This window comes from Pseudomonas sp. LBUM1641 (assembly GCF_059716235.1).
The window spans coordinates 3,304,514-3,331,345 of sequence record NZ_CP166815.1 but is presented as its reverse complement, the minus strand read 5'-3'; the positions used below and the strand labels follow the sequence as shown (position 1 = coordinate 3,331,345).

Sequence of the window (26,832 nt, the reverse complement as noted above, 5' to 3'; positions counted from 1 at the left end):
GGAGCAAGCTCCCTCGCCACAGTAATCTCAACAATCATCAAAAGAGGTAGGATCGCAATTCAACCAAACGCCGAGCCTGAACATGGACCTTCACTCACTACTCGCCTACACCCTCGTCGCCGCCATTGCCATCGCGAGCCCGGGCCCGGCGATTCTGATGGCACTGAATAACAGCCTGGCCTACGGCGCACGCTCCACGCTCTGGTCTTCGCTGGGCAATGTCAGCGGTGTGTTTTGCGTATCCGCCGCGGCGATGCTGGGGCTAGGTGCGTTAATCGTCAGTTCCGAGTGGGTGTTCAACGGAGTCAAACTCCTCGGCGCCGGTTATCTGTTTTATCTGGGCGCCAAGAGCCTGTTCAAGAAAAACCCTCTGTTGGCCACCCACTCCCAGGCACCGATGCGGGTCAACGCCCCTTCTCCCTGGAAGCTCTACAAAATGGCGTTCCTGACCGCGGTCACCAACCCCAAAGCCGTGTTGTTTTTCACCGCACTGTTTCCGCAGTTCATTAACCAGCACACGGCGTTGCTCCCGCAGTTCATGGTGCTGACCTTGATTTTCATGGCGCTGTCAGCCTTGTCGCTGACCCTGTACGCCCTGCTCGCCTCACAGGCCAAAGGCTTGCTCGCGCGGCCGACGTTTTCCAAGTGGGTGGATCGGGTGGTGGGCTCGACCTTTATCTTTTTCGGCACGCTACTGCTGACAATGCGCCGACAAACGATCTAGTACGCCTCCACCGCCCAGCGCACTTTCAGCAGCGCCTCGCGCAACACCTCCCGGTCCACAGACCCCAGCGCCACTCGCAAGGCATGGGGCACGTGGGCCGAGACGGCAAACGGCTCGGCGGTAGACACCGAGATATTTTCCCGTGCCAGCGCCATGGTGATCTGGTCGGCGCGGGCATCTTCCGGCAAGGGCAGCCACAGAAAATACGAAGACGGATGGCGGATAACATTCAACCCCGCCAACACCTCATCGGCCACCGCCTGGCGCGCCTGGGCGTCTTCACGCTTTTGCGCTTCCAGCTGCAGCACCGTGCCGTCGTCGATCCACGCGGCAGCCACCGCAGTCATCACCCCCGGAGTGTTCCAGGTGGTGGCCATGACCGTACGTTCCAGCGCCGCCATCCACGGCTGCGGAGCGGCGACGAAACCCACCCGCAGGCCGGTGGCAACGCTCTTGGACAGCCCCGACACATACACCGTACGCTCCGGTGCCAGCTCGGCCACAGGCGGCGGCGCGTCCTCGGCTAAAAACGCGTAGGCCGCGTCCTCGATCAGGATCAAATCATGCTGGCGTGCAATCGCGACCAGGTGCTCGCGCTGCTCCCTGCTCATCACCCAGCCCAACGGGTTATGCAGGGTCGGCATGCTGTACACCGCGCGTACCGGGCGCCGGGCGCAGAGTTTTTCTAGAAAGACCAAGTCGGGGCCCGTCGCGGTCACCGGGATTGCAACGATTTCCAGGTGCAACGTCTCGGCCAGCACCTTGAACCCCGAATAGGTCAACGCATCCACCGCCACTACATCGCCGGGCTTGAGCAGCGACATCATGGTCACCGCCAGCCCGTGCTGGGCACCGCTGACGATCAGTACCTGCTCGGCCTGCACCGTCAACCCACGACTCGCCAGGTGGCGCGCCACCGCCGCCCGCTCGTGCAAACGGCCGGCGTGGGGCTGGTAGCGCAGCAGTGCCGCCAGGTCGCCGGACAACGCCAGCTGACGCAACGCGGTGCGCAGCAGGTCGGTCTGGCCCGGCAGCGATGGGTAGTTGAAGTTGAGGTCGATCATGCCCGCCGCCACCGCGATCTGGCCGATGCCCTGCCCCGGCGACAACGCGATTTCCCGCACAAAGGTCCCGCGCCCGGTTTCACCGCTGACCAGGCCCATGGCCTCAAGTTCGGTGTACACCCGGCTGGCCGTGACCAGCGCCAGGCCGTGGCTGGCGGCCAACTGGCGGTGCGTCGGCAAACGGGTGCCCGCCGCCAGGGTGCCGGAGCGGATATCCCGGGCGAAGGTGTCCACCAATGTCTTGTAGCGGGCGCGAGGCATAGCGATGTATCCATGACAATTTTTTGATTGTCTCAATGGTGAATCATAGGATGCGGGAGACGCAACTTATCCTTACCGAGCCAACACCCATGGAACGCACCACGCACCTCAACACCCAGGAACACAACCCCAGCGGCTGGATCAATGGCTTGATCGGCGTGGTGATCTTCAGCGGCTCGCTGCCCGCCACACGCCTGGCGGTGCTGGAATTTGATCCGGTGTTCCTGACCGTCGCCCGCGCCACCATTGCCGCCTTACTCGGTCTGTGCCTGCTGTGGCTGTTCAAGGAAAAACGCCCGGCCCGTAGCCAGTTGTTGCCCTTGGCAATCGTCGCACTGGGCGTGGTGATCGGCTTCCCGCTACTGACCGCCCTGGCCTTGCAGTACGTCACCAGCGCCCACTCCATCGTGTTTGTCGGCTTGCTGCCGCTGGCCACCGCGGTGTTCGGCGTATTGCGTGGCGGCGAGCGGCCCAAGCCGGTGTTCTGGCTGTTTTCGATTCTGGGCAGCCTGCTGGTGGTGGGCTACGCCATCGCCCAGGGCCTGAGCGCCGCGCCTGCCGGAGATTTGCTGATGCTGCTGGCGATACTGGCGTGCGGCCTGGGTTATGCCGAAGGGGCCAAACTTTCGCGCACCCTGGGTGGCTGGCAGGTGATCTGCTGGGCACTGGTGATCTCACTGCCGATTGTGGCCCCTCTGACGGCGATCCTCGCGCCAAGCTCTTTCGTTAACATCAGCCTGCCGGCCTGGCTGAGCCTGGCCTATGTGTCGCTGTTCAGCATGCTGATCGGGTTTGTGTTCTGGTACCGCGGGCTGGCCCAGGGCGGCATCGCCGCCGTCGGGCAATTGCAGTTGCTGCAACCGTTTTTCGGCCTGGCACTGGCCGCCACACTGCTGCATGAACCGGTGAGCTTGGGCATGCTGGTGGTGACGTTCGCGGTAATTGCGTGTGTGGCGGGGGCCAGGAAATTCGCCCGCTAAGGGGTTCTCCTGAGCATCAGGAGCGCGATAAACAGCCCGCCGGCCACCCCGACACTGATCATCAAGCCATGGGGGCTGACATAGGACACCGTCGCCCCCGTGGCAATCGGCCCGAGCACACTGCCCAAGGTGTAGAACAGCGCAATCGCAGTCATGGCGGTAGACACCTGATGCTCGGCCACCCGGTCCCCTGCCTCGATCACCGCCAGGGTGTTCATCCCGCCGATCGCGCCGCCCCATACAAAGACGATCAACGTCGACAGCCACGGCAGCCCTTGGCTGAATGGAATCGCCAGGGTGCCCAACAGCACCACCAGGCCACAGATCAACTGACCGGTCTTGTAGGAGCTTTTGTCGGCCATCCAGCCAATGGGCAGTTGCAGCACGGTGCCGCCAATGCCGAAGACCGAAATCAACAGCGTCGCCGCCGTCAGTACATAGCCCGCCGAGAGGCTGTAGGCGCCGAGGAAGGACACCGAAGAAGTCTCCGAGAACCCGGCGATAAACGCGCCACACAACGCCACCGGGATCACGCTGAACAGTTTCCCGTGGTGTTTCTCCACCGGCGTTTTTGGCTGCGAATCATGCCCCTTCAAGCTCAGCGCAAGACCGCCAGACAGCAGCACGATGGCGGCGCAGGCGTAATAGGGAATCCCGCTGTCGACACCGAACACCACCAGCAGCAATGGCCCGACGGCAATCCCCAGGCCCATCAGGGTTTCGTGCACACCAATGGCCCGACCGCGCTCGCTGTCGGTGGCCACGGAGACGATCCAGGTGTCACAGGCGATCCAGCGCAGAATCAAACCGATACCCAGCACAAAGTTCAGGGCGAACAGCAGCGTCAGTGATTGGGTCAGCGTCATGCCGATCAGACCCAACACGGTCAGCACAACACTGAGAAGATTGGCCTTGACCAACCCCAGGTGCCCCAGCAACTGCGGGACGACCTTGTACAGCAGCAGGATCGCGACCCACGAGGCACTGACAATCACCCCGATTTTTGCCGGGTCCACGCCCTTCTGTTCCAGGGACAACGACAGCAACGGCGTGATGGTGCCGATTTGCACAATCTGAGACAGCACCGACAGAGTGTTGATGCGGGTCAGGGCCAACCAGCGTTGCCTGTCGCTGTAAGCAATCTCGTCCATGACGTTACCTACCGTTGTTCAGAGCCGCCAGAATCTCAGCTCTCAGCGCTCAGGTGCAACCATCTTGAACTTGATAACAATCGCATTGGACACCACGCTGTCCGCCCACTCCCCTGCGCCGATCTTGAAGTCGTCGCGCTTGAGCACCAACTCACCATCGAACACACCAATGCCGCTCTGCTCCTTGAGCGCCACCTTGACCTCCACCGGCCGGGTCTGGCCCTTGAGGGTCAGGTTGCCGCTGAACAGGTAGCGGTTGCCACCCAGGTCAGTGATGTGGGTCGAGGTAAAGGTGCCCACCGGGTAAGTCGTCATGTCGAACCAGCCGGGCTTGGGCAGTTCGGTGTTGGCGTCGTCGCTGCCGGCATTGATGCTCGGCAGTTGGATGGTCAGTACGGTGCTGGCGGCGGTCGGGTTTTGCGTGTCGAAACTCAGGGTCGCCGAATAGCTGCCAAACGTGCCGTACACCTGCTGGCCCATTTGGTCATAGGTGAAGCTGAGGGTGCTGGCCGCCGGATTCACGTCGGTGTATTCCACGGCATACGCGTTGGACAAGGTGCCGAGGGTAAGGAAGGCCGCTAGCAATCGAGGTTTCATGGGATTCTCAACCGGGAATGAACACGCTGTGCACTGCTAACAGCGTAGGTGCTGGATTTATTCACGTGCCTGGCATTAGGCTCGTGCCTCGACGGAACTCGAACAACAAGGAGCCACGATGCCCGCGCTTTCCCTGCAAGACACCACCGCCCCCGAAGGCGTCTGTTATGGCTGCGGCAGCAGCAACCCCAACGGGCTGCACATCAAGAGCCGCTGGGACGCCGACGGCATTCACGTGATCGCCGAGCACCAACCTGACGCCCAATACTGCGGCTGGCCAGACCTGGTCTACGGCGGCTTGATCGCAATGCTGGTGGACTGTCACTCGAACTGGACCGCCATGGCCTACCACTACCGGGCCGAGCAACGCGAACCCGGCAGCCTGCCGCGTATCGACTGCGTGACCGGCAACCTCGGGATCAAATTCATCAAGCCGACACCGATGGGCGTACCGCTGACCTTGCGCGCAAAAGTCGAAGGTGACGTGGGGCGCAAAAGCCGCGTGGTGTGCGAGGTGTACGCTGATGGCGTGCTGACGGCCATTGGCGATTCGGTCTTCGTGCGGGTCGACACCGGGCAGTTGGCAGCCACCGCCCATGGCCGGGAAGCCTGATACTGGTCTACATTCAGTCCCACCGCTAATCGAGGACGCTACCGATGACTCGTCTGACCGCCAAAGATTTCGCCCCTGAACTGCTGGAGCTTTACGACGGCTACGCCCACGGCAAGATCAACCGCCGGGAGTTTCTCGACCGCGCGGCGCTGTTCACCTTTGGCGGGCTGACGGCTTCGGCCCTGCTCGCCGCCCTGAGCCCCAACTACGCCCTGGCCGAGCAGGTGAAATTCACCGACCCGGAGATCGTCGCCGACTACATCACCTACCCGTCACCCAAGGGCAACGGCACGGTGCGCGGCTACCTGGTGCGCCCGGCCAAAGCCAGCGGCAAGTTGCCGGCGGTGGTGGTGGTGCATGAGAACCGTGGGTTGAACCCATATATCGAAGACGTCGCCCGTCGGTTGGCCAAGGCCGGGTTTATTGCCCTCGCGCCGGATGGCCTGACCTCGGTGGGCGGCTATCCCGGCAACGATGAGAAAGGTGTGGAGCTGCAGCAAAAAGTCGATCCAGAGAAGCTGATGAACGACTTTTTCGCGGCCATCGAATGGTTGATGCACCACGATGCAAGCACTGGCAAGGTGGGGATCACCGGGTTCTGTTATGGCGGCGGCGTGACCAATGCGGCAGCGGTAGCTTATCCGGAGTTGGGTGCGGCGGTGTCGTTTTATGGGCGCCAGCCGGAAGCCAAGGACGTGCCACGGATCAAGGCGCCGATCATGCTGCATTACGGTGAACTGGATACGCGGATCAACGAGGGCTGGCCGGCGTATGAGAAGGCGCTGAAGGCCGCGGGCACGACGTATGAGGCGTTTATCTACAAGGGAGCCAATCACGGCTTCCACAATGATTCGACGCCAAGGTATGACGAGGCGGCGGCGAATCTGGCGTGGGAGCGGACCTTGGGTTGGTTCAAAAAATACCTGGTGTAACCCGCCCTCCAAAACCCCACCAGACTAATGTGGGAGCGGGCTTGCTCGCGAAAGCGGTGGATCAGTCAAACATCCGGTGACTGACACACCGCTTTCGCGAGCAAGCCCGCTCCCACAGGGGATTTTTAGCGTTCTTGAGGTCAGTGTTCCAGCGCGTACTGCCGGCAGTGGTTGAGATACCCTTCTTCATGGCTCCCCACCAACTGCACCACACTGGTCCACAACCACGACGGCGCATCCAGCTGCTTCGACCGGTTCTCCTGCAACACCGCCATCCAGTCCTTGCGCGTATCACGGTCCATCTGCCGCGCGTGCGCCACGCCGACCACCCGCGCCAGGTACCCGGCCGCGTGCATCGCATCAATCTCGCTCAACTCATCCAGTTCCAGCTTCATGTCCTGGGGCAACAACTCGCGGACAAAAAAACCGTGATCCAGAAACCGCGTCGCCAGCATCCGCTCCCCCAACGCCGGTGACAGGTTCCTGGCGCCCTCCACCACTCGCCGCCCGTTATCCCGAGGCATCTTTGCCCGTCCCGCGCGCGGTGCCGCCGCACCCACCGCTTGCTTGATATCGAGCAGGCAGTATTCCTGATCGTCCTGGTTCCCTACCCCCAACAACACTGCATACCGCAACAACCCAAGGGAGCTGCAACCCTTGACCCAATAAGCGGAGTCCAGCAGCTCGACCTGGTCATCGTTGGACCGGCCTTTAAGCGAAGTCACCAGCCGGTGGATCTCATCCGAGGCGCACAACGTTTCAAGGGCCGACTTTTCCGCCCGCGACAACGACCAGAAATGCTTGCCCATCGGAATCGTCGGCCGGGTGTTTTCAATACGTTCGCGGGCCAGATTCTTCCAGGTACGCTCCACCGCACTGCGCATTCCGGCCTTGACCTGGGATGGACGCGGCGGTGCCTCGTCGGGCTTGTCCTTAAACGCCTGCGCGTAGCCCACCATCATCTCTTCAAGCATGCGCGCGGTGGTCACCCCCGGCAGGTCCGAACCCCGGGCAGCGGTGGCCAGGGACAGCGCCAGGCGCACCAGGTCATGGGTCGGGTTGCCGATCACCGCCTGGTCAAGGTCACGGATATGCATGTCGATCCGCCCCTTGGTATCGCCCGTGGGCCCGAGGTTGCCGGCGTGGCAGTCACCGCAGATCCAGATCGCCGGCCCGTGGGGCAGGCGCCGGCCGCGCTGGCTGTGCAGCCACTCGTAAAACTGAACCGTACTGCCCCGCACGTATGCGTGGGCGGAGCGCGCCATCTTCAGGTTGCGCAGTTGTGTGAGGTGGGGCATTCGCGAAGAGGGACGCGGCGTTTTCATAGAGGTACTCGTCGTGGAGATACGGTAGAGGCTGGGCCGCGACAAATGTTTCATTTTGTTTCAGAGGTTTCTATTAGCGAGCCACACCGACCCCATCGCTACCGGGGTTACACTTGGCGTCGGCGCGCTGCGGTGATTGTTTTCGCTGCGCACGCGCCTTAACACTGGCACCGCCGCCTTCTCCGATGTTTTGCCACCTTCAAGGAGCTTCCCGATGTTTGAACAGGCCAGTTGGCTCAATCAACCCCAACACTGGAGCCGAGAAGGCGAGCGTCTCAAGGTCCGCACCGACGCCAGTACCGATTTCTGGCGTGAAACCCACTATGGTTTTGTTCGCGATAACGGGCATTTCCTGTTTGTCGAAACCGACGGCGACTTTACCGCTCAGGTCAAAATCCACAGTGAATTCACCCATCTGTATGACCAGGCTGGGTTGATGGTACGAGTGGATGAAGCGCACTGGGTGAAGATCGGTGCGGAACTGTCCGACGGCGCGACGCTGCTGAGCAGCGTATTGACCGATGGCGTGTCGGACTGGGCTACCGGCGTGTTCCCGGGTGATCCCGAAGCCTTCTGGATTCGCGTCACCGTGGCCAAGGGTGTGTTGCGCGTGCAGGTATCAGTGGATGGCGCGAGCTGGCCGTTGGTGCGCCTGGCGCCGTTCCCGGTGGCGCTGTCGTATCAGGTCGGGCCTTATTGCTGCACGCCAGAGCGTGGCGGGCTGGAGGTGGAGTTTTCCGAACTGTGGGTGGGGGCGCCCAACGGTAAATCCCTGCACGACCTGTCCTGACTAACGCCGGCTGCTCGCTACTTCACGCAACCACGCCTTGAACGCCAGCATCGCCGGTGTCTCGGCCCGCGACTGCAAGCGCGTCAGCCAATAACTGCCGGTGGTGATGCCAATCTCGAACGGCTGTCGGATCACATCCGTCGCCAACTGTCGGCTGAACATCATCGCCGGTGCCAGGGCCACTCCCGCCCCTTGCAGCGCCGCCTCCATCATCGCCAGGGATGAATCAAACACAATGCTGCGCGGCACCAGTGTATCGGCTGGCAAGCCGGCGGCCTGGAACCATTGCGTCCACTCATCCGCGCGGTAGGAGCGCAGCAACGTGTGCTTCAACAGGTCCGCCGGCGTCTGCAATTGCCGAGCGAGTTGCGGCACGCACAACACCGTCAGCGGCGCTTCCAGCAACTGGCACGCCTCGGTGCCGTGCCACGCGCCGGCACCAAACCGAATCGCGTAATCCAGGCCTTCGGCAGCCACATCGACGCGGTTGTTGTTGGTGGACAGGCGCAAGTCGATAAACGGGTAGCGCGCCTGGAAGTCCGCAAGCCGCGGCAACAGCCAGCCCACCGCAAAGGTGCCCACCGCGCCCACCGTCAAGACTTCGCGGTAATGCCCAGCTTCAAACTGGCCTAAGGTTTGAGCTATGCGGTCGAAAGATTCGCGCAGTACCGGCAGCAAGGTCTCGCCTTCGCTGGTGAGCATCAGGCCCCGGGGCAAGCGTTTGAACAGCGTGACATTGAGCTGCGCCTCCAGGCTTTTCACCTGGTGACTGACCGCCGCCTGGGTGACGCACAACTCAATCGCCGCCCGGGTAAAACTCAAATGCCGCGCGGAAGCCTCGAAGGCCCGCAGTGCGTTGAGAGGCAAATGGGAACGGAGCATGGCTTGACCCTAATTTTTCTAATGGCTGTTGCGAGATATCATCGTTTGCCGCCGGATCACAAACTGCCTAAATTTGCGGCGCCTGCGCAGGCAACGGTATTCACCCGATCACCTTCATGGAAGTCACGTCATCATGTACACATCCATTTTCCCAACCGTGCGCACCACCACGATATTCGCCTTATTGCTCGGCGCCGGCAACTGCATGGCCGCCACCGATATTCGCCAGGTAGTCGACAGTACCGTCGAACCCCTGATGCAGCAACAGGACATCCCCGGCCTGTCGGTCGCGGTGATACAGAACGGCAAGGCGCAATACTTTAACTACGGCGTCGCCAACAAGGACAGCCAGCAGCCCGTCACCGAAAACACCCTGTTTGAAATCGGCTCGGTGAGCAAGACCTTCACCGCCACCCTCGCCGGCTATGCCCTGGCCAACGGCAAGCTGAAACTGTCAGACCCGGCCAGCCAATACCTGCCGGCATTACGTGGCGACAAGTTTGATCACATCAGCCTGCTCAACCTCGGCACCTACACCGCGGGTGGCTTGCCGCTGCAATTCCCGGATGAGTCCGATAACACCGGCAAGATGATCAGCTACTACCAGCACTGGAAACCGGCTTTCGCACCCGGCACCCAACGCCTCTACTCCAACCCGAGTATCGGCCTGTTCGGCCACCTGGCGGCGCAAAGCCTGGGCCAGCCTTTTAACCGCGTGATGGAGCAGACCGTGCTGCCGAAACTCGGCCTCAAGCACACCTTTATCAGCGTGCCCGAGACGCAAATGAGCCTGTACGCCCAGGGTTACGACAAGGCCGGCAAACCGGTGCGCGTCAGTCCTGGCGCCCTGGACGCCGAAGCCTACGGCATCAAGACCAGCACCTCGGACCTGATTCACTACGTTGAAGTGAACATGCACCCGGCGAAGCTGGAAAAGCCGCTGCAACAGGCGATTGCCGCGACCCACACCGGGTACTACACGGTTGATGGCATGACCCAGGGCCTCGGCTGGGAGATGTACCCCTACCCGATCAAAGTGGATGCCCTGGTGGAAGGCAACTCGACACAAATGGCCATGGAGCCCCACAAGGTCAATTGGCTGACACCACCGCAGGCACCCCACGCCGACACGCTGGTGAACAAGACCGGCTCGACCGGTGGCTTTGGGGCGTACGTGGCTTATGTACCGGGTAAAGACCTGGGGGTGGTGATCCTGGCGAACAAAAACTACCCGAATGCCGAACGGGTAAAAGCGGCCCATGCGATCCTGAGTGCGATGGACCAATAGCGTCTGCCCTGTAGGAGCGAGCTTGCTCGCGAAAAACCGTCAAACAACGCGTTCATTCAGGATGCACGCGTCATCGTTGACGACCATCGCGAGCAAGCTCGCTCCTCCAGAAAGCCACAGGTGCTTACATCCCCAACCAGTGCGGCAAGGCCAGGGAGATGAACGGCAGGTAGGTCACCATGATCAGGAACACCAGCAAAATCATCAGCCACGGCAACGCCGCGCGGATGGTCTGCCCCAGGGTCAGCCCGGTCACCGCCGAGGTCACAAACAGATTCAGCCCCACCGGTGGATGCACCAGGCCGATCTCCATGTTGACCACCATCACAATCCCCAGGTGAATCGGGTCGATACCCAGCTTCATCGCAATCGGGAAGAAGATCGGCGCCAGGATCAGCACGATCGCCGACGGCTCCATAAAGCTGCCCGCCACCAACAACACCACGTTGACCATGATCAAAAAGCCAATCGGCGTCAGCCCTTCGGAGATCACCCAAGCAGTGATTTCCTGGGGGATTTGCTCAGTGGTCAGCACGTGAGCAAAGAGCATGGCGTTGGCGATGATAAACATCAGCATGATCGCCAGGCGCCCGGACTCCAGCAGCACCTTGGGGCAATCCTTGATCTTCATGTCCTTGTAGACGAACAGCGCGACAAACGCCGAATACACCGCCGCCACCGCCGCCGCTTCGGTCGGGGTGAACATGCCGCTGTAGATGCCGCCAAGGATGATCACCAATAGCAACAAGCCCCAGAATGCCCGGCGGGCGCAGGTCAGCCACTCGCGAAAGGTCGCCCGAGGCTGGGCCGGCAGCTTCTTGATGCGCGCGACGATGTAGATCGCGACCATCAACATCAAGCCCAGCAGCAGGCCCGGAATCACCCCGGCCATAAACAGCTTGCCTACCGACGTTTCAGTCGCCGCCGAGTACACCACCATCACAATCGACGGCGGAATCAGGATGCCCAGGGTACCGGCGTTGCAGATGATCCCGGCGCCGAATTCCTTCGGATAGCCCGAGCGCACCATGCCCGCCACGGCAATCGAACCCACCGCCGCCACCGTCGCCGGCGACGAGCCTGACAACGCGGCAAACAGCATGCACGCCAACACCGCCGCAATCGCCAACCCGCCACGGATATGCCCCACGCAGGCGTTGGCAAAGTCGATCAACCGTTGCGCCACGCCGCCGGTGGTCATGAACGCACCCGACAACAGGAAGAACGGAATCGCCAGGAAGGTGTAGGCGTCCGAGGTTTCAAACAGCTTGATCGCCAGGGAACTCACCGAGTCCGGGCTGAACATCAGGATCGACACCGCGCCCGACAACCCCAGGGAAATCGCGATGGGCACACCGAGGAACATGAACACAAACAGCAGCAAAAACAGACACAGAACGGCCATCAGTGACGCTCCTCATGGCTGCCGGCCAACTTGCTGGCTTCACCGGCTTCGTCGGCCAGGCCCAGCCCGGTTTGGCGGTGGGTGAAGATGCGGTAGAAAATTTCGAGGTAGCGGATGAACACCAGGGCAAAACCGATGGGCACGATCACCACAATGTCTCCGACGTCGATACCGAACTTGTCGAGGTCTTCGGCGCCGATACCGGCGGTCATCACCGCGCTCAGCCACTTGTAGCTGGCGACCATGAACAACCCGGCGTAAGCCAGGCAGCACAGGCAGGCGAGCATGCCCAGCAGGCGCTGCACACGGCGCGGGGTCAGCTTGACCAGGGCATCCACGCCCAAGTGGCCGGCGGTGCGTACGCCGTAGGAAATGCCGAAGAAAATCAGCCAACCGAACATGGCCTTGGTCAGCGCCACGCTCCAGGTCATGTCCTGGGCCCAGCCCATGGTGTGGTCACCCAGGGCGTTGAAGAAACCGCTGCTCCACGCCCACTTATCAGCAAGGGCAAAGAACAGGGTGTAGATGTTGTTGAGCATGACGTAGACAAAAGTCACCAGGGTCATGGCGGCCAGCAGGATGGCGATAAAGCCTTCCTCCAGGTGCTCCCAGACGCGCCTTAGCGTTTGCATGGCAAAACCTCGCGAAGCGGAGATAGGTGTGTGCAAGGCTTGGAGGTGGGAACCGGATCAAAATGTGGGAGCGGGCTTGCTCGCGAAGGCGGTGTGTCAGTCACCGAATGCATCAGCTGAAAGACTGCATTCGCGAGCAAGCCCGCTCCCACATTTGATCTCGGCGCCCTCCAAATTACTGGTTCGACGCGTCGGCCGCCTTGATCAGGTCAGCGCCGATTTCACCTTCGAACTTCTGCCACACCGGGCGCATGGCTTCGCGCCACAGCTGGCGTTGCTCAGGCGTCAGTTCGATGATTTCGCTGGTCTTGGCGTCGACGATCTTCTGCTTGGCCGACTGGTTCAGCGCTTCGGCCTGCTTGTTCACCTCGACGGTGACTTCAACCATGACCTGGTCGAGGGTGGTGCGCACATCCGGCGGCAGGCCGTTCCAGAACTTGGCGTTGGTGATCACCATGTAGTCGATAAGGCCATGGTTGGATTCGGTGAAGTACTTCTGCACTTCGTTGACCTTCTGGCTTTCATAGTTCGACCAGGTGTTCTCGGTGCCGTTGACGGTGCCGGTCTGCAAGCCTTGGTAAACCTCGGCGAAGCTCATCTTGCGCGGGTTGGCGCGGATCGCCTTGAACTGCTCTTCCAGCACGCTGGAGGCCTGCACGCGGAACTTCAGGCCACGGGCATCCTTGGGCTCACGCAATGCCTTGTTCGATGACAGTTGCTTGAGGCCGTTGTGCCAATAGGCCAGGCCGAGGATGTTTTTGTCTTGCATGGAGGTCAGCAACGCCTTGCCCTGGGCGGCCTGGAAACGGTCCACCGCCGCCAGGTCGTTGAACAGGAACGGCAGGTCGTAGATCTGTACTTGCTTGGTGTACTGCTCAAACTTGGCCAGGGATGGCGCCAGCATCTGCACGTCGCCCAGCAGCAGCGCTTCCATTTCCTTGCCGTCGCCGAACAGCGAGGAGTTCGGGTACACCTCGACTTTCACCCGGCCAGGCAGGCGTTCTTCAGCGAGCTTCTTGAACAGCAATGCGCCCTGACCTTTCGGGGTGTTTTCAGCGACGACGTGGGCGAACTTGATCACAATGGGGTCGGCCGCCTGGGCCAGGCCCGCGGCAAACAAGGTGGCGGCGCAGAACAGCGCCCGAGAAAGCTTGAGCATGGAAAATCACCTTCTTATTGTTGTGTTATAGGGCAAGGTGCCTGATGTCACGCGTATAGAGAATTTCGAATTTTAGATACCTGCGTTCGTCGTGGACGAACGCCGATTTTGCAGACGGCATAGATCCAATGTGGGAGCTGGCTTGCCAGCTCCCACACTTTAGAGTTGTGCAGCCAGCAATCTTTGCGCCCGCAGCAGCACCGGTGCATCCACCATTTGCCCATCCAGTTGATAGGCCCCTGCCCCATGGGCACCGGCGTCCACCACCCGTTTGGCCCACGCCAGGTCTTCGGTGCTGGGGGCCAACGCCTGGTGAATCACCGCCACTTGCTTGGGATGGATACACAGCGCGCCGGCAAAGCCCATTTCATAGGCATGCCGAATCGAGCGGCGCAGGCCTTCGGGGTCGTCGATGGCCGGGTGTACGCCGTCCAGCGGCGCCACCAGCCCGGCAGCGCGGGAGTGCACGATCAAGGCAAGGCGGGCCTGGTCCAAGGCAAATTGCGCTGCCGGGGAGCCGCTGCTCAGGTTCAAGTCCAGCGCCAGGTCAAGGCCGCCGAATGACAAGCGCTCCACCAACGGTGCATGGGCGATTTCCGCCACCGCCAGCAAGCCCCGCGCACTCTCGATAATCGGCCAAATGGCCTTGCCCGTGGCGGCCACCACCGCCACCTGGGCCGCGCTTTCAACCTTGGGCAGCAACACCCCCGCCACCCCGGCGTGGGCCTGACAGAACGCCACATCGGCGAAATGCTCCGGGTGCTCCGGCGCATTGATCCGCACCCACACCCGCGCTTCCGGTGTCGCCTGCAAAAACGCCCCGAGGTTGTCCCGGGCCTGGCGCTTGAGCGGCTCTTCCACCGCGTCTTCAAAATCCACAATCACCGCATCGGCGCCACTGGCCAAGGCCTTGGTAAAACGTTCCGGCCGGCTGCCCGGTACAAACAGCGCAGAGCGCACAAGAGAAGTTGGCATCGCTCAATTCCTTATCAGATAACGCCGCGTGCACGCAGGCTGTCGATGGCTTCAGCGGAGTAACCCAACTGGTCCAGAATTGCCTGGCTGTGCTGCCCCAGCCCCGGCACCGCGTCCATGCGCGGGGTAAACGCGGCATTGCGCGCCGGCGGCAGCAACGACGGCAACTTGCCCGCCGGGCTGTCGACTTCGCGCCAGCTATCGCGGGCTTTAAGCTGCGGGTGTTCCCACACGCCTTGCATATCGTTGACCCGGGCGCTGGCGATTTGCGCGTCTTCCAGGCGTTGGATCACGGCCTCGGCACTCATCTGCGCGAAGCGGTTGACGATGATCTGGCGCAGCACGTCGCGGTTTTCTGAGCGTTTGAAGTTGGCCGAGAAACGCTCGTCGGTGGCCAGCTCTGGCGTGAGCAGCACCTTGTCGCAAAACGCCGCCCACTCCCGTTCGTTCTGCAAACCCAGCATCACCGTGCCGCCGTCGCCGGTGGGAAACGGCCCGTAGGGGTAAATCGTCGAATGCGCCGCACCCGCGCGCGGTGGCTGGGGAGCGCCGTCGAAGGCGTAATACATCGGGTAGCCCATCCACTCCACCAGGCTTTCCAGCATGCTGACGTCAATGCGACTGCCCTGCCCGGTCTTGCTCCGCAGCAGCAGCGCCGAGAGGATGCCGCTGTAGGCATACATCCCGGCGGAGATATCGGCGATGGAACAACCGGCCTTGGCCATCTGATCCTCGCCCGGGCCGCCGGTAACCGAGAGAAAGCCGCCTTCACTCTGGATCAGCAGGTCGTAGGCTTTCTTTTTCTCGTAAGGCCCACCCTCACCGTAGCCGGAGATGTCGCAGACGATCAGCCGCGGGAAGCGCTCATGCAGCGCTTCGAATGACAAGCCCATGCGCGCCGCGGCGCCCGGTGCCAGGTTCTGCACCAGCACGTCGGCGTCGGCCAGCAGGGTTTCCAGGATGTCCCCGGCATCGTCGTGCTTAAGGTCCAGGGTCAGGCTTTCCTTGGAGCGGTTGGTCCACACAAAATGCGACGCCAGGCCGCGCACGCGCTCGTCGTAGCCTCGGGCAAAGTCACCGGCGCCCGGGCGTTCGATCTTGATCACACGGGCGCCCAGGTCGGCCAACTGGCGGGTGCAAAACGGTGCGGCAATCGCGTGTTCCAGGCTGACGACGGTGATGCCGTCCAGCGGTCGTTGATTAGCTGTCATGACGACTCCTTAAAGCCAGTGAGCCAGGGACGTGGCGTTGCGTAGGTCCCAGACCTTTTCGATCAGCCCGGTGGTTTGCGCGGGCGTGCGGGCGCCGCTGAATTGGGTCAGGCGCTGGAATTTGTCGGCCAGCTCTGCACGGTTCAGGGTGTTGCCGGGATCGCCCTTGGGTTCATCAATGGCGCCGTGCAGCACGCGACCGTCGACCGTGGTGACAATCACCCGGCCCAGCCAGCGCTGGGGATAGGCCCCGTCGACCTCGGCGTCGAGTGTCATGCTGACCTTGTCGCGAAATGCCGATACGGCAGGATCGGTGAGCGCCCGTTCATGAAACTCGGTCAGCCCGGCCTTGCCATGCACGGCAATCAACCCCAGCACGGTGCCCATGGAAAACTTGGCCTGGTGCACGGTCTGCGGCAGCGTTACCCGGCCCAATACGTCGATGGCGCCTTGATGAACGCGGGTTTCCACACGGGTGATGTGCTCATGGCTGATGCCCTCGCGCTGCATCAGGTCCAGCAGCGCATCGGCGGCCGGATGGGTGTGGCGGCACGAAGCGTGGAACTTGAACGAGGTTTCCAGCAGCGCCCAACGGCTGCCGAGGCGATCCGACAGTTTGCTTGGGTCTGCATCGCTGGACATGCCCGCCGCCATCCCCTGATCACCTTCCAGAATATTGCGCGCACCGGTCAGCCCATCCGCCGTCAAATACGCTGCCAACAAACCGTCGGCGGCCGCCTTGGCGGTGTGCAGTTGCTTGGAGTCGGCGGCATCCCGCAGGAACTCCCAAAGACCGGCTGCCTGAGTGCCGGCACTGCCCAGCAAATTGATGAATTGCTCTTGATTGAAGTCGAGCAATTTACCCACCGCGACAGCCGCCGCGAGGGTGCCGACGGTGGCCGTGGTGTGGAAGATCCGGTAGTGGGAACGGCCCATGAATTCGCCGATGCGAATCCCGGCCTCGTAACCGGCCACTGAAGCCAACAGCAGCTCACGACCGGACTTGCCAAGGTCTTGCGCTGCCGCGAAGGCAGCCGGAAAGACCACGGTAGCCGGGTGCAAGACTGAGCTGTTGTGCAGATCATCCTGCTCCACCAGGTGCGACGACGCGCCGTTCACCAGTGCGGCGAAATACGCACTGCTGCTGCCGTTGACGATGATCTGCGCCGGGCCATTGGCCGGGCCCATCGCGCGGGCATAACGCTCGAACAGCGGAATCGGATGCGCACCTTTGCTGGCCAGCGCCGAGGCGAGCCAATCGAGGAACAGGTCTTCGGTGCGGGCGAGTACGTTGTCCGGCAATTGCTCGTAACTCAACTCGGCGAGGAACCGGCACAGCGCTTGGGTATGGCTCATGGTCGGGCCCTCAGAAGCTGCGTGGCAGTTCGAGCAAATGCTCGGCCACGTAGGACAGGATCAGGTTGGTGGAAATCGGCGCGACTTGGTACAGGCGGGTCTCGCGGAACTTGCGCTCCACGTCGTATTCACAGGCAAACCCGAAGCCGCCGTGGGTTTGCAGACAGGCGTTAGCGGCTTCCCAGGAAGCCTTGGCCGCCAGGTACTTGGCCATGTTCGCGCTGGCCCCGGCGTTGGCGCCGCTGTCGTATTCCTCACAGGCACGCCAGCGCATCAAGTCGGCCGCTTCGATCTCGATATGCGCTTCGGCAATCGGGAACTGCACGCCCTGGTTCTGCCCGATGGGCCGGCCAAACACCACGCGGTCGCGGGCATAGGCGCTGGCCTTCTCGATGAACCAGCGGCCGTCGCCAATGCATTCGGCGGCAATCAGGGTGCGTTCGGCATTCAGGCCGTCGAGGATGTAGCGGAAACCCTTGCCCTCCTCGCCGATCAGGCTGTCCAGCGGCAACTCCAGGTTGTCGAAGAACAGCTCGTTGGTTTCGTGATTGACCATGTTGGCGATGGGCTGCACGGTCAGGCCATTGCCGATGGCTTCCCGCAGGTCCACCAGGAAGATCGACATGCCTTCGGATTTTTTCTTCACCTCCGCCAGCGGCGTGGTGCGGGCCAGCAGGATCATCAGGTCGGAATGCTGCACCCGCGAGATCCAGACTTTCTGGCCGTTGACCACGTACTTGTCGCCGCGCTTGACGGCGGTGGTCTTGATCTTCGTGGTGTCAGTGCCGGTGGTGGGCTCGGTCACGGCCATCGACTGCAGGCGCAGTTCGCCACTGGCGAGCTTGGGCAGGTAGAAACTTTTCTGCGCTTCGCTGCCGTGGCGCAGCAAGGTGAACATGTTGTACATCTGGCCATGGACGGTGCCGGAGTTGCCGCCGCAGCGGTTCACTTCTTCCAGGATCACCGAGGCTTGCGCCAACCCGAGGCCGGAGCCGCCGTATTCTTCGGGGATCATTGCCGACAGCCAGCCGGCGTCGGTCAAGGCTTTGACGAACGCTTGCGGGAAGCCCTTTTCTTCATCGACCTTGCGCCAGTAGGCGGCGTCGAATTCGGCACACAGTGCGCGGACGCCTTCGCGGATAGCATTCAGTTCTTCGTTGTCATTCGGGTTCATTAACGGCTCTCCGCCTGTTGTTCTTGGAGGTTTATTCGAAATGCAGTTCGGCGCGTTGGGCCAGGCCGTCAGCGTTGCCCGCCCACAGTTCAGCGACGCCCGGCGCGGTGACGCACCCACCGACTTCAAAGGGTTGCGGGGCAATCAATGGCCGCACGCCGCGATAAGAAAAACGGCGCAACGTGGCCGCCGGATTTGCGCGGCAAAACGCGCGCAGGCTCAAGGTGGCGATCAGCGGCCCGTGCACCACCAGCCCCGAATACCCTTCGGTGCCGGTGACATAGGGATAGTCGTAGTGAATGCGGTGGCCGTTGAAGGTCACGGCGCTGTAGCGGAACAGCAGGGTTGGCGTCGGGTCGACCGCTTCGTGCCAGTCGCCTTCGGGTAATACATCACCACTGCCCTGCTTGGGCGGCGTCGGTTCGCGATAGACGATGTCCTGTTCCTCGCGGATGGCCAGGCGGCCGTCCTGGGAGTAGTCGTGGCGCACGGTGACGAACAGCAACGAGCCGGTGCGGCCGGTTTTTTCTTCCACTTGGGTGATGGTCGAGACGCGGGTGGCGGACTCACCGGCACGCAACCCATGGAAAAACTCGATACGCCCGCCGGCCCACATGCGATTGCGGCTATCCGCCGGCGGCAGAAACCCGCCACGGGCCGGATGGCCGTCACCGCCCAGCGCGGATTCAGGTAGCGGGTCCTGGAAAAAACACCATTGCCACAAAGGCGGAACCGCTTCGCCATCTGCCGGTACCGCTTCGCCAAAGGTGGCGGCGATGCGTTTGAGCAGGTTGTGGCTCAAGTGGTCGTGGGCTGTTTCGCTACGGCCGATCCAGTCTGTGGCGCTCATCAGGTGCATGTCCTCGGGCAGGGAATCTGAGCCGGATCATGCTGGGCCTTGGCCGTTCTGAGAATTTGCATTTCAATAAAGCAGCGTTCGGCTATGCTGAACGCCGCTGACCTGTCCGAACAGAACACAGCCTCCAACTTGATCAGGAGGCTTTCTGTGGCGAGGGGGCTTGTCCCCCGTTGGAGTGCGAAGCGCTCCCGCTTTTTTTGGGCCCGCTACGCAGGCCAACGGGGGACAAGCCCCCTCGCCACAAGAGTTCGTCCACCTGGAGCCTTCCATGCACTTTGATCTGGCTGACTTACGCCTGTTTATCCATATCGCCGAATCCCCCAGCCTGACCCAGGGCGCCAAGCGCGCGTTCCTCTCGCCGGCCGCCGCCAGTGCGCGGATCAAGGCCCTGGAAGGCCAGCTCGACACACGCCTGCTGTACCGCGACAGCCGTGGCGTGGAAATCACCCCGGCGGGCGAACGCCTGTTGCACCACGCGCGGTTGATCATGCGCCAAGTGGATTACCTGAAGAGTGAGTTCACCCAATACGGCATCGATTCGGCCGGGCATATCCGCATTTTTGCCAACACCACCGCCGTGACCGAGTTTCTCCCGGAAGTGCTGGCTGGCTTTCTTTCAGCGCGTCCTGGCGTCACCGTGGACCTTCAGGAGCGGCTGTCACGAGACATCGTGCGTGGCGTGCTCGACGGCACCAGCGACATGGGCATCATCGCCGGGCCCGTGGAAGCGTCGGGGTTGCAGGTGCTGCATTTCAGCACCGACCACCTGGTGCTGACGGTACCCGTGGGGCATCCGCTGGCGAGCCTGCCTTCGGTGACGCTGGAGCAAACCCTGGCCTACCAGCATATCGGGTTGCATGACGGCAGCACGTTGTTGAGTTTCCTGCGTGAGCATGTGGAACGGCTGGGCAAGCACCTGTCGCTGCGGATCCAGATGTCGAGTTTCGAGGCGATCTGCCGGATGGTCGAGGCTGGCGTCGGGATCGGCATCATTCCAGAGTCGGCGGCGGTGCGCCACAGCCGGACCATGCAGTTGGTGACGGTCAAGCTGGATGAGGTTTGGGCGGTACGCGAGCGCAGTATTCTGGTGCGGGAACTGGAGGCGTTGCCCGGCACCATTCGTGCGTTGATAGCCACGTTGATGCCGGAGACGGTCAGTTAAGGGTGATGTTGCGCTGGCTGCCATTGGCAACGTTGATATGGGACAGGCGGCCTTGTTCATCGAACAGCAGCCAGTCATCGCCCTGTTGACGCACATTGGCGTCATCGAGTGGCCACGTCCAAGCAGCACAGAGACGGTCGCTGGCGCGGTGAATCATATGCCAACGGCTCTGGTTGTCAGCGACGGCATAATGGAACAGCAACCACTCGGGCTCCAGATGGACGCTCACCGGGTATTCCTCGATCAGTTCGGCCGCGGCGCCCGGCAAACGATAGCCCCGGTGATTACCGGCAACGTTGACCACCAGAATCAGTTCCTCGGCGTACAGGTCCTTGATCCAGCACTCGGTGATCAGGCTGACCGCGCAAAGCAACTGGTTGTGGTCCGGAGTGATTGCCGGCACAACCTCGCGCCCCATCAGGCGCCGCTCCGGCAACCGGTAATGCCAGCGCTCGATGCCCACCCCCGGCACAGAAAAAAGCCATAAGTATTCGTTGCACTCATCGCTCTGCAGCCGATGGACCCGGCCAGGCAGATCACTCACGTGCCACAGGGTCGCAAACCCTCGATCAACATCCACCACCCGCATCTGTTTCTCACGGCCGATACTCCAGGCGGTGCCATCGAAGACTTTGGCAAACACGTCCACTACCAGCACCCCAAGGTCCGTAGCGGTACGATTGACCAGGTCCAACTTGCTGATCCGCCAGGCGTCATTGCGCCGAATCAGCACCAGCGCCACTTGCCGGCCGTGGGCCAGGACGATCTCCTGCGCCGGCACGGCGAAGTGGAACAGCGTGTTGCCAAACTCATCAATTACCACCGCGCCAGCTTCCCCGAGAGCCAACAGGTAGCGGCTATCTTCAAGCGCAACCGCATCGTGGATCCCTCGATTGCCTCGGGTTGGCACCCACCACTCCTGGGTCTTGCCTGCCTGGCTCAGGGGGACGACAGCAGAGCGCTTCAACGCCTGGCCGGGCAGGTCCGCCAAGAGCAGTTTGTCCTTACTCATTTTCACCAGCGCCTGCAACTGCTGGTGGGTCAAGCCACCCTCGCCGCCGAGCTGGTCCGCCACGATCGCATGCACCGTCGCCCCTGTGAGCCAGGCCAGCGCACCCGCCTCGGCCTTATGGGCCAACAGCGCCTGGGCAAGGGCCGCGCGTTCACGGCCGCGCTGCGGATCATTGCGCAATTGCTCGACCCACGGCCCGTAGGCATGCAGCGTCTCAGGCAGCAAGATGGCGCGCTTGACCAGCGCATCAATTGCCAACCGCCCGCCTGCCGCTTCGGCATTCAGCAGCCATTGCGCCGCTCGCCCACGCTCGGCAGGCAAACTCCAGATCACGTCCACGGCTTGCAACCACAGGCCTTTTTCGGTCAGCGATTGCGCCCATTCAAGACGCAAGCGGTTGGCGCTTTCAGGCGACTTGGCCTGGAGTGCCAACACCGCATCACCGAACGCGTTATCCCGGCGCGCTACCGACAATGCCTGCTCCCACTGCTCTGCCAGGCACAGCAAGCGCACGATCACGGCAGCGGGCATGTCCCAGGCAAGGGCAAGGTCGGCGGCCTGCTGATAGCGACCGTGTTTTTCCAGGTAATCGAGCGCTTCCTGGCGCACTTTCAGCAGTTCCGCCAGCACAAACACCGCTTCCTCGATGCGCCCTTCACGGTCCAGTCGCGTGAAAGTCTGACGGTAGATCTGCCGCAAGTGGGCCTCCAGGCCCTCCTCGAACAGCATCGCGCGCCGGGGCCCGCTTTGCTCGCTCAGGCGCAGGTCCTGCCGGCGCTCCGGGGTGCCGAACATCTGCTCGCTACTGCCCTGCTCGCCGCCCAGCGGGATGGCGTGGCGCAGGGCTTCGGCAAAGTCGCCGTCTTCGAACATCTCCAGCATGCGTTGCATATAGGCGGCCTGACGCTTGCCGTACAACGCCGAAAGCTTTGAATGCTGGGTCAGGCGGGTCAACCAGCGGCGCCAGGCGGCAGGCTTGTGCCCCACCGGCGTGGCACGCGGTGCGATACCTTGGGCCGCTTTTGCTGGGGGCGGCGCCGCCACGCCAGGCGAGTCACGACGCAAAAACTTGTTCAAGCCCATCAGCAGCGCGGTAAACACAATCGCGCCCACCAGCGTGCCCAGTATCACCCCGCTGAAGTCCTCGCGGACGGGGGGCGGCAACGGAGAGAAAGCCTGCTGCTTGCCATAGCTGGCCATCCAGATCAGTGCCCCCACCAAGGCAAAGGTGGCGCCGAGTTTCAAGGCGGGAAACGAGACAGGCTCCGCGGGATTCCAGGCGCTTTTGCCGGGAGCCGTGGCTCTGGAGGCAGGCTGTTGGGGAGCGGCGCGCTGACGTTCAATCAAGGCCTGCATGACCCCTTCCCGCTCCGGACTGACTGCCCCCAACGGCCCGCCGATGATGGTCCGCACGTCGGTGACCCGCGCCTCCAACACCGGCTCGGCCAGGGTGGCATTGCAGTCGTAGGTGTCGAGCAGCGCGTAGCCGCTGATATCCAGCCACTGCCCCGGCGACAACGCCTGGGCATCGCGCAACAGTAAGGCCTGCACCTGACTGCCACGCACCAGCCACACATCCGCCGCCGGCAGGGTGTGCAGTTCTTCCGGGGCCAGCAGCGCCGAACACAAACCTGCACCCTGGCGAATCAGCGGCCAACCCGCGAGGGTTTCGCATTGCACCGACAATGCAGTGCAGAAGCGCAACAAGTCACCTTCGGCAAACCGGTAGGCAACGGCACCTAACTGCCAGTGTTCGAGGATCAAGCGTTCGCGCTCTGACTCGTCGAAGCGTTCACAGGAGAACCACAGCCCTTCAATCTGTTGGTGGCCGGCCAGTACCGGGCGGCGAATCAACGCCTCATTGCGCTCAAGCATCGCCGCCTTCCTTGGTGTGTTCGGGCTCTTTGTCGCATGTGACCTGCAGGCGCAAGTCACTCGACGCCACGTGATACACCAGCAGTTCGCGGGAGTTGGTGAGGACCGCAAGCAGACCACTCATGGGGCAAAAGCTGTACCGGGAAATAACATCCGAGGTGGTGAAAAGCAGTTTCTGCTGCCCGTTGCTGTAAAGGCCGATAGCGCGCTGGCCGGCGTTGACCAGCAGCAGTGACGGTTGGTCCTTGCCCACGTCCAGCAGCAAGCCGATGGCTTTCCAGCCAGAGGCCAGGTCGATGTATTCCTTGATGACCGGCACAGTTTTGGGAGTGATCACCTGCCAGCTTTCATTCCCGCCCTTGGACGTGAGCAGCGCGCAGCCGCCGAAATGATGCCGCCACAACGAGTTGCCGGCAAACAGCACCTGGCTCACGCCTTCTGCCACACTCAGCGCGTAACTCTCAGTCCTGGCCTGATCTGCCGCCGCCGACTGTGCAAACAATCGCCCGCCGGCTTTACGGACGTAGGCCAGGGTAAATTGATCGACCTTGGCCAGGCCCAGCACGCCGCTGGCAAGTTCATGGGTCTGGCGCGGCTTTGAACGGTCCACCGCCTTGGCCCGGTCCGATTCCCAGTAAGCCAGCCGGCCCTGGCTATCGAGCAGGTAAACGCGCTCGGCGTTAGGATTGCGCAGCCAGGCGGCAGGCAAAAACGTTGCGGTACCCGGCGGCAGCAGCAGTTGTTCGCGACTTGGTTTTTTTACCGGGGCCAGGCCGGGAATATTCCAGAAAGCCAAGGCCTCCTCGCTGCTCAACACCGCGCCGAGTTCGCGACTCAGGAAGGTCACCGCCAGCGCATGCTGGTAAGAGGACCAGAGTTGAGTGCGTACACCCAAGGGCTTTTTCTGATTCGGCGACGGCAGCTTGATCACCGCCATCCCGGGCTGATCCAGCAGACGCAGGGCCACATAGTTGCCGGCACCGGAAATCACCGGCGGCAACGTCAGGGCCACCCGAGGCACCTGCGCGTTGAGCACTGGCGCCTCTGCCGCTTCACCCTCGAAGCGGCCCTTGAGCAGTTGCAAGGCTTGGCGCTCATCCGGCATCGGTAATTTCACCTGCCGTGTACCACCAGCCCGCAACTCAAACGACAGGCTTTGCCCGTCAAGACTGCGTTGCACATGGGCCCGGTGGGTGCAGCACGCCGGTACAGCCTCAGGCAGACGCTGGCCGACAAGCCAGCATTCGCCGACGGTCTGCGGCTGTTCGGCCATCCAGTCACGCCAGGCCTGCCCGTGCTGTTCACTGACCACTTCATAGGTCCGGGCGTTCAGCAGTTGCTTGAGGTTCGACGCAGCGCCCAGCTCATACAACGCCGGTTCACGCTGCAGAATACCCCAGCGCAACTCGGCCCCGGCCTCCGCCGCACGGCGCGCCAGCAGGATCAACAGCGCCAGATGTACCAGGCGGGCCGCGCCCAACTGCAAGGGGCCCGCGTCGAACAGCACGACCATCAACCGATTGGCTTCCCGTGCCCGATACTGCGGCGCCAAGAACATATGCTCACCGACCGCCGCCCGACGCAGGAACTCATCGGGCACTTCCTCAGCCAACAACCACTCGCTGGACAGCAAGCGCTCATAGGGCCCACGACGTTGCAAATCACCCAGCCCATCGGGCTCCGGCACACCACCTTGTTGCCGGCCACGCAGCGGGCCGAGCAGTGGATTGAGCCGGCCCAGCAGGTCGGCGAACAGCGGCAAGTGGTCCGGAGCAAACCATTCCAGCCATTGGCTCCAGGGTTGCAGCGAGTCTGGCAGTTGCATCAGTGGCCCACCCAATAAGCGGCAATCCGCTGTAAATGTTCAGGCGTCAGCGGCAATTGGCGGTCCAGCGGAATCACCGCCTGGGGGCTGCGCCACACTAACAAGGGAGCACGTTTGAAACCCACGGCGAGTGCCTGGCCCAGCACATCCGCCGGCACGTCCGGCTCCCAACTGGTGGGCAACCACAACCCCGGCGCGCCGTCCTCGGGAGCGGCGTATTCGACGCCGTCGACCCACGGCAAATCGTCGGCCACGCCGGACACCACCAACACGTGCGCATTGGCGGTGGCTTGCAGGCGCGCGGCCTGTTCGGCGGGGATCAGCAACAGCCGCGCATGCAAGCGCCGCGCAGCCTCGCCCCAGGCCACGGCAGCACGCGGTTCAGCGGGCGAGCGGCGTGAGCGCCAGCCCCAGGTGTGAGCCGCAACCGTCATGCTATGGGCGTCAGCAGATGGGTCAGTTTCTCCCGCGCCTGCTGCAGCGACTCCGGCATGGTCTGGCTATTGAAGTTGGCGTCGATCTCTCGCAGCAGGCTTTCCAGCACCGGGCTCGCCGGTGGTTCGCTGCGGTTCAGGTAGTCTTCAGCCGTTTCCAGCAAGCGATTGAGCCGCGACATCGGCTGCAAGGTCGCCTCCTCCACCGCGCTGAACAGATGGCTGTTGCTGGAAGCGGCGAACAGGTCCCGCAGGACCTCGCGGCCATGCTGCTGGGTTTCCTTGGTCGGCAACACATACAGCAACGGCCACAAATCCGCTTCGCTCGCCTCAAGCCGGCCACCGAGCAAGGCCGCCGCCGCGATCAGGCGCTGGGATTTGACGATGCGCCGGTCCGACAACGCAATACCGGCTTCCCGAAGGCGGCGAATCGCCTGGGCGAGTGCCGGGCGCACGAGGGTCAGGTCAACGTTTTTCAGCGCCTGGCCGAGGGTGTCCAGTTGAGTCAGCCCGAGTAACTGCTGGACCGGCCGTTGCTCGGACTGCCAACCACCGGCCAGCATGGCTTCCAGTTGGTTGTCCGGCACCGACTCGACAAACAGGTGCAGCAGGAAACGGTCACCGAAGGCCGCCAAGGCCTCGTCGTCCGGCAGGCCGTTGGCGGCGCCCACACAGACGCGCAACGGGCAATGAATTTGCGTATGGCCACGGCGGAAGCGGCGTTCGTTGAGTACGCCCAACAAGGTGTTGAGGATCGCCGTAGAGCCCAGGAATACTTCATCGAGAAACACGATATCGGCTTCCGGCAGCATGCCGCTGACGTCGGTTTCGACCGTGCCTTCCCGGAGTTTTTTCAGGTCTACCGCGCCGAACAGTTCCGACGGTTCGGTAAAACGCCCGAGCAGGTACTCGAAATAGCGCCCGCCCATGGACTGCGCCACTCGCCGCACGACCGCGCTTTTGGCGGTGCCGGGCGGACCGACAACGAGGATGTGTTCCTGGGCGACGGCGGCCAACACAATTAGCTCGGCCAATTGTTCACGCCCCACCAACCCTTCAGTCGCCGCGCGGACGGCATGGCGAATTTGTGCGGCAGCGCTCTGCAATGAAGCGATCATGGGTGTCTTCCCTGAAACCAAAGCGGGG

General features: G+C 62.4%; 24 protein-coding genes. 7 read left to right on the top strand and 17 right to left on the bottom strand.

Translation table 11 applies throughout. The features are described 5' to 3' along the window. Nucleotides 1-82 precede the first annotated feature (82 nt). A complete protein-coding gene (locus tag ACA046_RS15205; RefSeq protein ID WP_497676925.1) occupies nucleotides 83-724 on the top strand; it encodes a LysE family translocator in 642 nt (213 codons plus the stop codon). On the opposite strand, the gene ACA046_RS15200 is transcribed toward ACA046_RS15205, so the two are convergent. After that, a complete protein-coding gene (locus tag ACA046_RS15200) occupies nucleotides 721-2,049 on the bottom strand; it encodes an aminotransferase-like domain-containing protein (RefSeq protein WP_497676924.1) in 1,329 nt (442 codons plus the stop codon). The genes ACA046_RS15205 and ACA046_RS15200 overlap by 4 nt on opposite strands. A gap of 89 nt (nucleotides 2,050-2,138) precedes the next feature. Here ACA046_RS15200 and ACA046_RS15195 point away from each other — a divergent pair, with 89 nt between their 5' ends. Then, entirely contained in the window at nucleotides 2,139-3,029 is an 891-nt protein-coding gene (locus ACA046_RS15195) for a DMT family transporter (RefSeq protein WP_497676923.1), read from the top strand. On the opposite strand, the gene ACA046_RS15190 is transcribed toward ACA046_RS15195, so the two are convergent. Then, on the bottom strand, nucleotides 3,026-4,180 hold the full coding sequence (locus tag ACA046_RS15190) for an MFS transporter (protein ID WP_497676922.1): 1,155 nt from the start codon (nucleotides 4,178-4,180) through the stop codon (nucleotides 3,026-3,028). The genes ACA046_RS15195 and ACA046_RS15190 overlap by 4 nt on opposite strands. Before the next feature lie 42 nt (nucleotides 4,181-4,222). After that, a complete protein-coding gene (locus ACA046_RS15185) occupies nucleotides 4,223-4,777 on the bottom strand; it encodes a YceI family protein (RefSeq protein WP_459021292.1) in 555 nt (184 codons plus the stop codon). Between the two features lie 118 nt (nucleotides 4,778-4,895). Between ACA046_RS15185 and ACA046_RS15180 the strand changes: the two genes are divergently transcribed. Both ACA046_RS15180 and yghX read left to right on the top strand, forming a co-directional pair. Then, entirely contained in the window at nucleotides 4,896-5,390 is a 495-nt protein-coding gene (locus tag ACA046_RS15180) for a PaaI family thioesterase (protein WP_497676921.1), read from the top strand. Nucleotides 5,391-5,434: 44 nt separating this feature from the next. Beyond that, entirely contained in the window at nucleotides 5,435-6,322 is an 888-nt protein-coding gene (gene yghX, locus ACA046_RS15175) for a YghX family hydrolase (protein WP_497676920.1), read from the top strand. A gap of 140 nt (nucleotides 6,323-6,462) precedes the next feature. Here the strand turns inward: yghX and ACA046_RS15170 are convergent, their stop codons facing one another. Continuing rightward, nucleotides 6,463-7,647 carry a DUF2252 domain-containing protein gene (locus tag ACA046_RS15170; RefSeq protein WP_497676919.1) on the bottom strand — a complete coding sequence of 395 codons (1,185 nt, stop codon included), beginning with the start codon at nucleotides 7,645-7,647 and terminating at the stop codon, nucleotides 6,463-6,465. Between the two features lie 214 nt (nucleotides 7,648-7,861). Here ACA046_RS15170 and ACA046_RS15165 point away from each other — a divergent pair, with 214 nt between their 5' ends. Continuing rightward, the gene (locus ACA046_RS15165; RefSeq protein ID WP_497676918.1) at nucleotides 7,862-8,437 is read left to right on the top strand and encodes a DUF1349 domain-containing protein; all 576 of its coding nucleotides are present in this window, start codon (nucleotides 7,862-7,864) and stop codon (nucleotides 8,435-8,437) included. Here the strand turns inward: ACA046_RS15165 and ACA046_RS15160 are convergent, their stop codons facing one another. Then, nucleotides 8,438-9,319, bottom strand: a complete 882-nt coding sequence (locus ACA046_RS15160; protein ID WP_497676917.1) for a LysR family transcriptional regulator — start codon at nucleotides 9,317-9,319, stop codon at nucleotides 8,438-8,440. It lies immediately after the preceding gene. A gap of 133 nt (nucleotides 9,320-9,452) precedes the next feature. Between ACA046_RS15160 and ampC the strand changes: the two genes are divergently transcribed. Continuing rightward, nucleotides 9,453-10,607 (top strand): class C beta-lactamase, encoded by a 1,155-nt coding sequence (gene ampC, locus ACA046_RS15155; protein ID WP_497676916.1) that lies wholly within the window; start codon nucleotides 9,453-9,455, stop codon nucleotides 10,605-10,607. 124 nt (nucleotides 10,608-10,731) lie between these two features. Here ampC and dctM read toward each other — a convergent pair whose 3' ends face one another. The 8 genes from dctM to ACA046_RS15115 all read right to left on the bottom strand — a co-directional run bounded on the left by dctM (nucleotide 10,732) and on the right by ACA046_RS15115 (nucleotide 19,369). After that, the gene (dctM, locus tag ACA046_RS15150; RefSeq protein WP_010169752.1) at nucleotides 10,732-12,012 is read right to left on the bottom strand and encodes a C4-dicarboxylate TRAP transporter large permease protein DctM; all 1,281 of its coding nucleotides are present in this window, start codon (nucleotides 12,010-12,012) and stop codon (nucleotides 10,732-10,734) included. Continuing rightward, on the bottom strand, nucleotides 12,012-12,644 hold the full coding sequence (locus tag ACA046_RS15145; protein ID WP_459021305.1) for a TRAP transporter small permease: 633 nt from the start codon (nucleotides 12,642-12,644) through the stop codon (nucleotides 12,012-12,014). Before ACA046_RS15145 ends, dctM begins: the two co-directional genes overlap by 1 nt. Before the next feature lie 175 nt (nucleotides 12,645-12,819). After that, on the bottom strand, nucleotides 12,820-13,803 hold the full coding sequence (gene dctP / locus ACA046_RS15140) for a C4-dicarboxylate TRAP substrate-binding protein DctP (protein ID WP_459021307.1): 984 nt from the start codon (nucleotides 13,801-13,803) through the stop codon (nucleotides 12,820-12,822). 159 nt (nucleotides 13,804-13,962) lie between these two features. Further along, on the bottom strand, nucleotides 13,963-14,778 hold the full coding sequence (locus tag ACA046_RS15135; RefSeq protein WP_459021309.1) for an HpcH/HpaI aldolase/citrate lyase family protein: 816 nt from the start codon (nucleotides 14,776-14,778) through the stop codon (nucleotides 13,963-13,965). Between the two features lie 14 nt (nucleotides 14,779-14,792). Then, entirely contained in the window at nucleotides 14,793-15,989 is a 1,197-nt protein-coding gene (locus ACA046_RS15130; RefSeq protein ID WP_497676915.1) for a CaiB/BaiF CoA transferase family protein, read from the bottom strand. 9 nt (nucleotides 15,990-15,998) lie between these two features. Continuing rightward, nucleotides 15,999-17,345, bottom strand: a complete 1,347-nt coding sequence (locus ACA046_RS15125) for an MmgE/PrpD family protein (RefSeq protein ID WP_497676914.1) — start codon at nucleotides 17,343-17,345, stop codon at nucleotides 15,999-16,001. Between the two features lie 10 nt (nucleotides 17,346-17,355). Continuing rightward, the gene (locus ACA046_RS15120; protein WP_497676913.1) at nucleotides 17,356-18,519 is read right to left on the bottom strand and encodes an acyl-CoA dehydrogenase family protein; all 1,164 of its coding nucleotides are present in this window, start codon (nucleotides 18,517-18,519) and stop codon (nucleotides 17,356-17,358) included. A 31-nt stretch (nucleotides 18,520-18,550) separates the two neighbouring features. Beyond that, entirely contained in the window at nucleotides 18,551-19,369 is an 819-nt protein-coding gene (locus ACA046_RS15115; protein ID WP_459021315.1) for an HTD2 family dehydratase, read from the bottom strand. A 277-nt stretch (nucleotides 19,370-19,646) separates the two neighbouring features. On the opposite strand from ACA046_RS15115, the gene ACA046_RS15110 reads away from it, so the two are divergent. Continuing rightward, nucleotides 19,647-20,540, top strand: a complete 894-nt coding sequence (locus tag ACA046_RS15110; protein WP_459021317.1) for a LysR family transcriptional regulator — start codon at nucleotides 19,647-19,649, stop codon at nucleotides 20,538-20,540. On the opposite strand, the gene ACA046_RS15105 is transcribed toward ACA046_RS15110, so the two are convergent. Genes ACA046_RS15105 through ACA046_RS15090 form a run of 4 tightly spaced genes read right to left on the bottom strand, consistent with a single transcriptional unit; the run spans nucleotide 20,533 to nucleotide 26,804 of the window. Beyond that, entirely contained in the window at nucleotides 20,533-23,427 is a 2,895-nt protein-coding gene (locus ACA046_RS15105; protein WP_497676912.1) for a bpX6 domain-containing protein, read from the bottom strand. The genes ACA046_RS15110 and ACA046_RS15105 overlap by 8 nt on opposite strands. Next, nucleotides 23,420-25,252, bottom strand: a complete 1,833-nt coding sequence (locus tag ACA046_RS15100; RefSeq protein ID WP_497676911.1) for a hypothetical protein — start codon at nucleotides 25,250-25,252, stop codon at nucleotides 23,420-23,422. The genes ACA046_RS15105 and ACA046_RS15100 overlap by 8 nt, the downstream gene beginning before the upstream one ends. Then, nucleotides 25,252-25,686 carry a bpX5 domain-containing protein gene (locus ACA046_RS15095; RefSeq protein WP_459021323.1) on the bottom strand — a complete coding sequence of 145 codons (435 nt, stop codon included), beginning with the start codon at nucleotides 25,684-25,686 and terminating at the stop codon, nucleotides 25,252-25,254. Before ACA046_RS15095 ends, ACA046_RS15100 begins: the two co-directional genes overlap by 1 nt. Continuing rightward, nucleotides 25,683-26,804: an AAA family ATPase gene (locus tag ACA046_RS15090; RefSeq protein ID WP_459021325.1), complete on the bottom strand. Its 1,122-nt coding sequence runs from the start codon at nucleotides 26,802-26,804 to the stop codon at nucleotides 25,683-25,685. The genes ACA046_RS15095 and ACA046_RS15090 overlap by 4 nt, the downstream gene beginning before the upstream one ends. Between the last annotated feature and the right edge of the window lie 28 nt (nucleotides 26,805-26,832).

Coding starts and splice junctions, on each gene's coding strand:
- ACA046_RS15205 (WP_497676925.1), top strand. CDS start 83: ATGGACCTTCACTCACTACTCGCCTACACCCTCGTCGCCGCCATTGCC.
- ACA046_RS15200 (WP_497676924.1), bottom strand. CDS start 2,049: ATGCCTCGCGCCCGCTACAAGACATTGGTGGACACCTTCGCCCGGGAT.
- ACA046_RS15195 (WP_497676923.1), top strand. CDS start 2,139: ATGGAACGCACCACGCACCTCAACACCCAGGAACACAACCCCAGCGGC.
- ACA046_RS15190 (WP_497676922.1), bottom strand. CDS start 4,180: ATGGACGAGATTGCTTACAGCGACAGGCAACGCTGGTTGGCCCTGACC.
- ACA046_RS15185 (WP_459021292.1), bottom strand. CDS start 4,777: ATGAAACCTCGATTGCTAGCGGCCTTCCTTACCCTCGGCACCTTGTCC.
- ACA046_RS15180 (WP_497676921.1), top strand. CDS start 4,896: ATGCCCGCGCTTTCCCTGCAAGACACCACCGCCCCCGAAGGCGTCTGT.
- yghX (WP_497676920.1), top strand. CDS start 5,435: ATGACTCGTCTGACCGCCAAAGATTTCGCCCCTGAACTGCTGGAGCTT.
- ACA046_RS15170 (WP_497676919.1), bottom strand. CDS start 7,647: ATGAAAACGCCGCGTCCCTCTTCGCGAATGCCCCACCTCACACAACTG.
- ACA046_RS15165 (WP_497676918.1), top strand. CDS start 7,862: ATGTTTGAACAGGCCAGTTGGCTCAATCAACCCCAACACTGGAGCCGA.
- ACA046_RS15160 (WP_497676917.1), bottom strand. CDS start 9,319: ATGCTCCGTTCCCATTTGCCTCTCAACGCACTGCGGGCCTTCGAGGCT.
- ampC (WP_497676916.1), top strand. CDS start 9,453: ATGTACACATCCATTTTCCCAACCGTGCGCACCACCACGATATTCGCC.
- dctM (WP_010169752.1), bottom strand. CDS start 12,012: ATGGCCGTTCTGTGTCTGTTTTTGCTGCTGTTTGTGTTCATGTTCCTC.
- ACA046_RS15145 (WP_459021305.1), bottom strand. CDS start 12,644: ATGCAAACGCTAAGGCGCGTCTGGGAGCACCTGGAGGAAGGCTTTATC.
- dctP (WP_459021307.1), bottom strand. CDS start 13,803: ATGCTCAAGCTTTCTCGGGCGCTGTTCTGCGCCGCCACCTTGTTTGCC.
- ACA046_RS15135 (WP_459021309.1), bottom strand. CDS start 14,778: ATGCCAACTTCTCTTGTGCGCTCTGCGCTGTTTGTACCGGGCAGCCGG.
- ACA046_RS15130 (WP_497676915.1), bottom strand. CDS start 15,989: ATGACAGCTAATCAACGACCGCTGGACGGCATCACCGTCGTCAGCCTG.
- ACA046_RS15125 (WP_497676914.1), bottom strand. CDS start 17,345: ATGAGCCATACCCAAGCGCTGTGCCGGTTCCTCGCCGAGTTGAGTTAC.
- ACA046_RS15120 (WP_497676913.1), bottom strand. CDS start 18,519: ATGAACCCGAATGACAACGAAGAACTGAATGCTATCCGCGAAGGCGTC.
- ACA046_RS15115 (WP_459021315.1), bottom strand. CDS start 19,369: ATGAGCGCCACAGACTGGATCGGCCGTAGCGAAACAGCCCACGACCAC.
- ACA046_RS15110 (WP_459021317.1), top strand. CDS start 19,647: ATGCACTTTGATCTGGCTGACTTACGCCTGTTTATCCATATCGCCGAA.
- ACA046_RS15105 (WP_497676912.1), bottom strand. CDS start 23,427: ATGCTTGAGCGCAATGAGGCGTTGATTCGCCGCCCGGTACTGGCCGGC.
- ACA046_RS15100 (WP_497676911.1), bottom strand. CDS start 25,252: ATGCAACTGCCAGACTCGCTGCAACCCTGGAGCCAATGGCTGGAATGG.
- ACA046_RS15095 (WP_459021323.1), bottom strand. CDS start 25,686: ATGACGGTTGCGGCTCACACCTGGGGCTGGCGCTCACGCCGCTCGCCC.
- ACA046_RS15090 (WP_459021325.1), bottom strand. CDS start 26,804: ATGATCGCTTCATTGCAGAGCGCTGCCGCACAAATTCGCCATGCCGTC.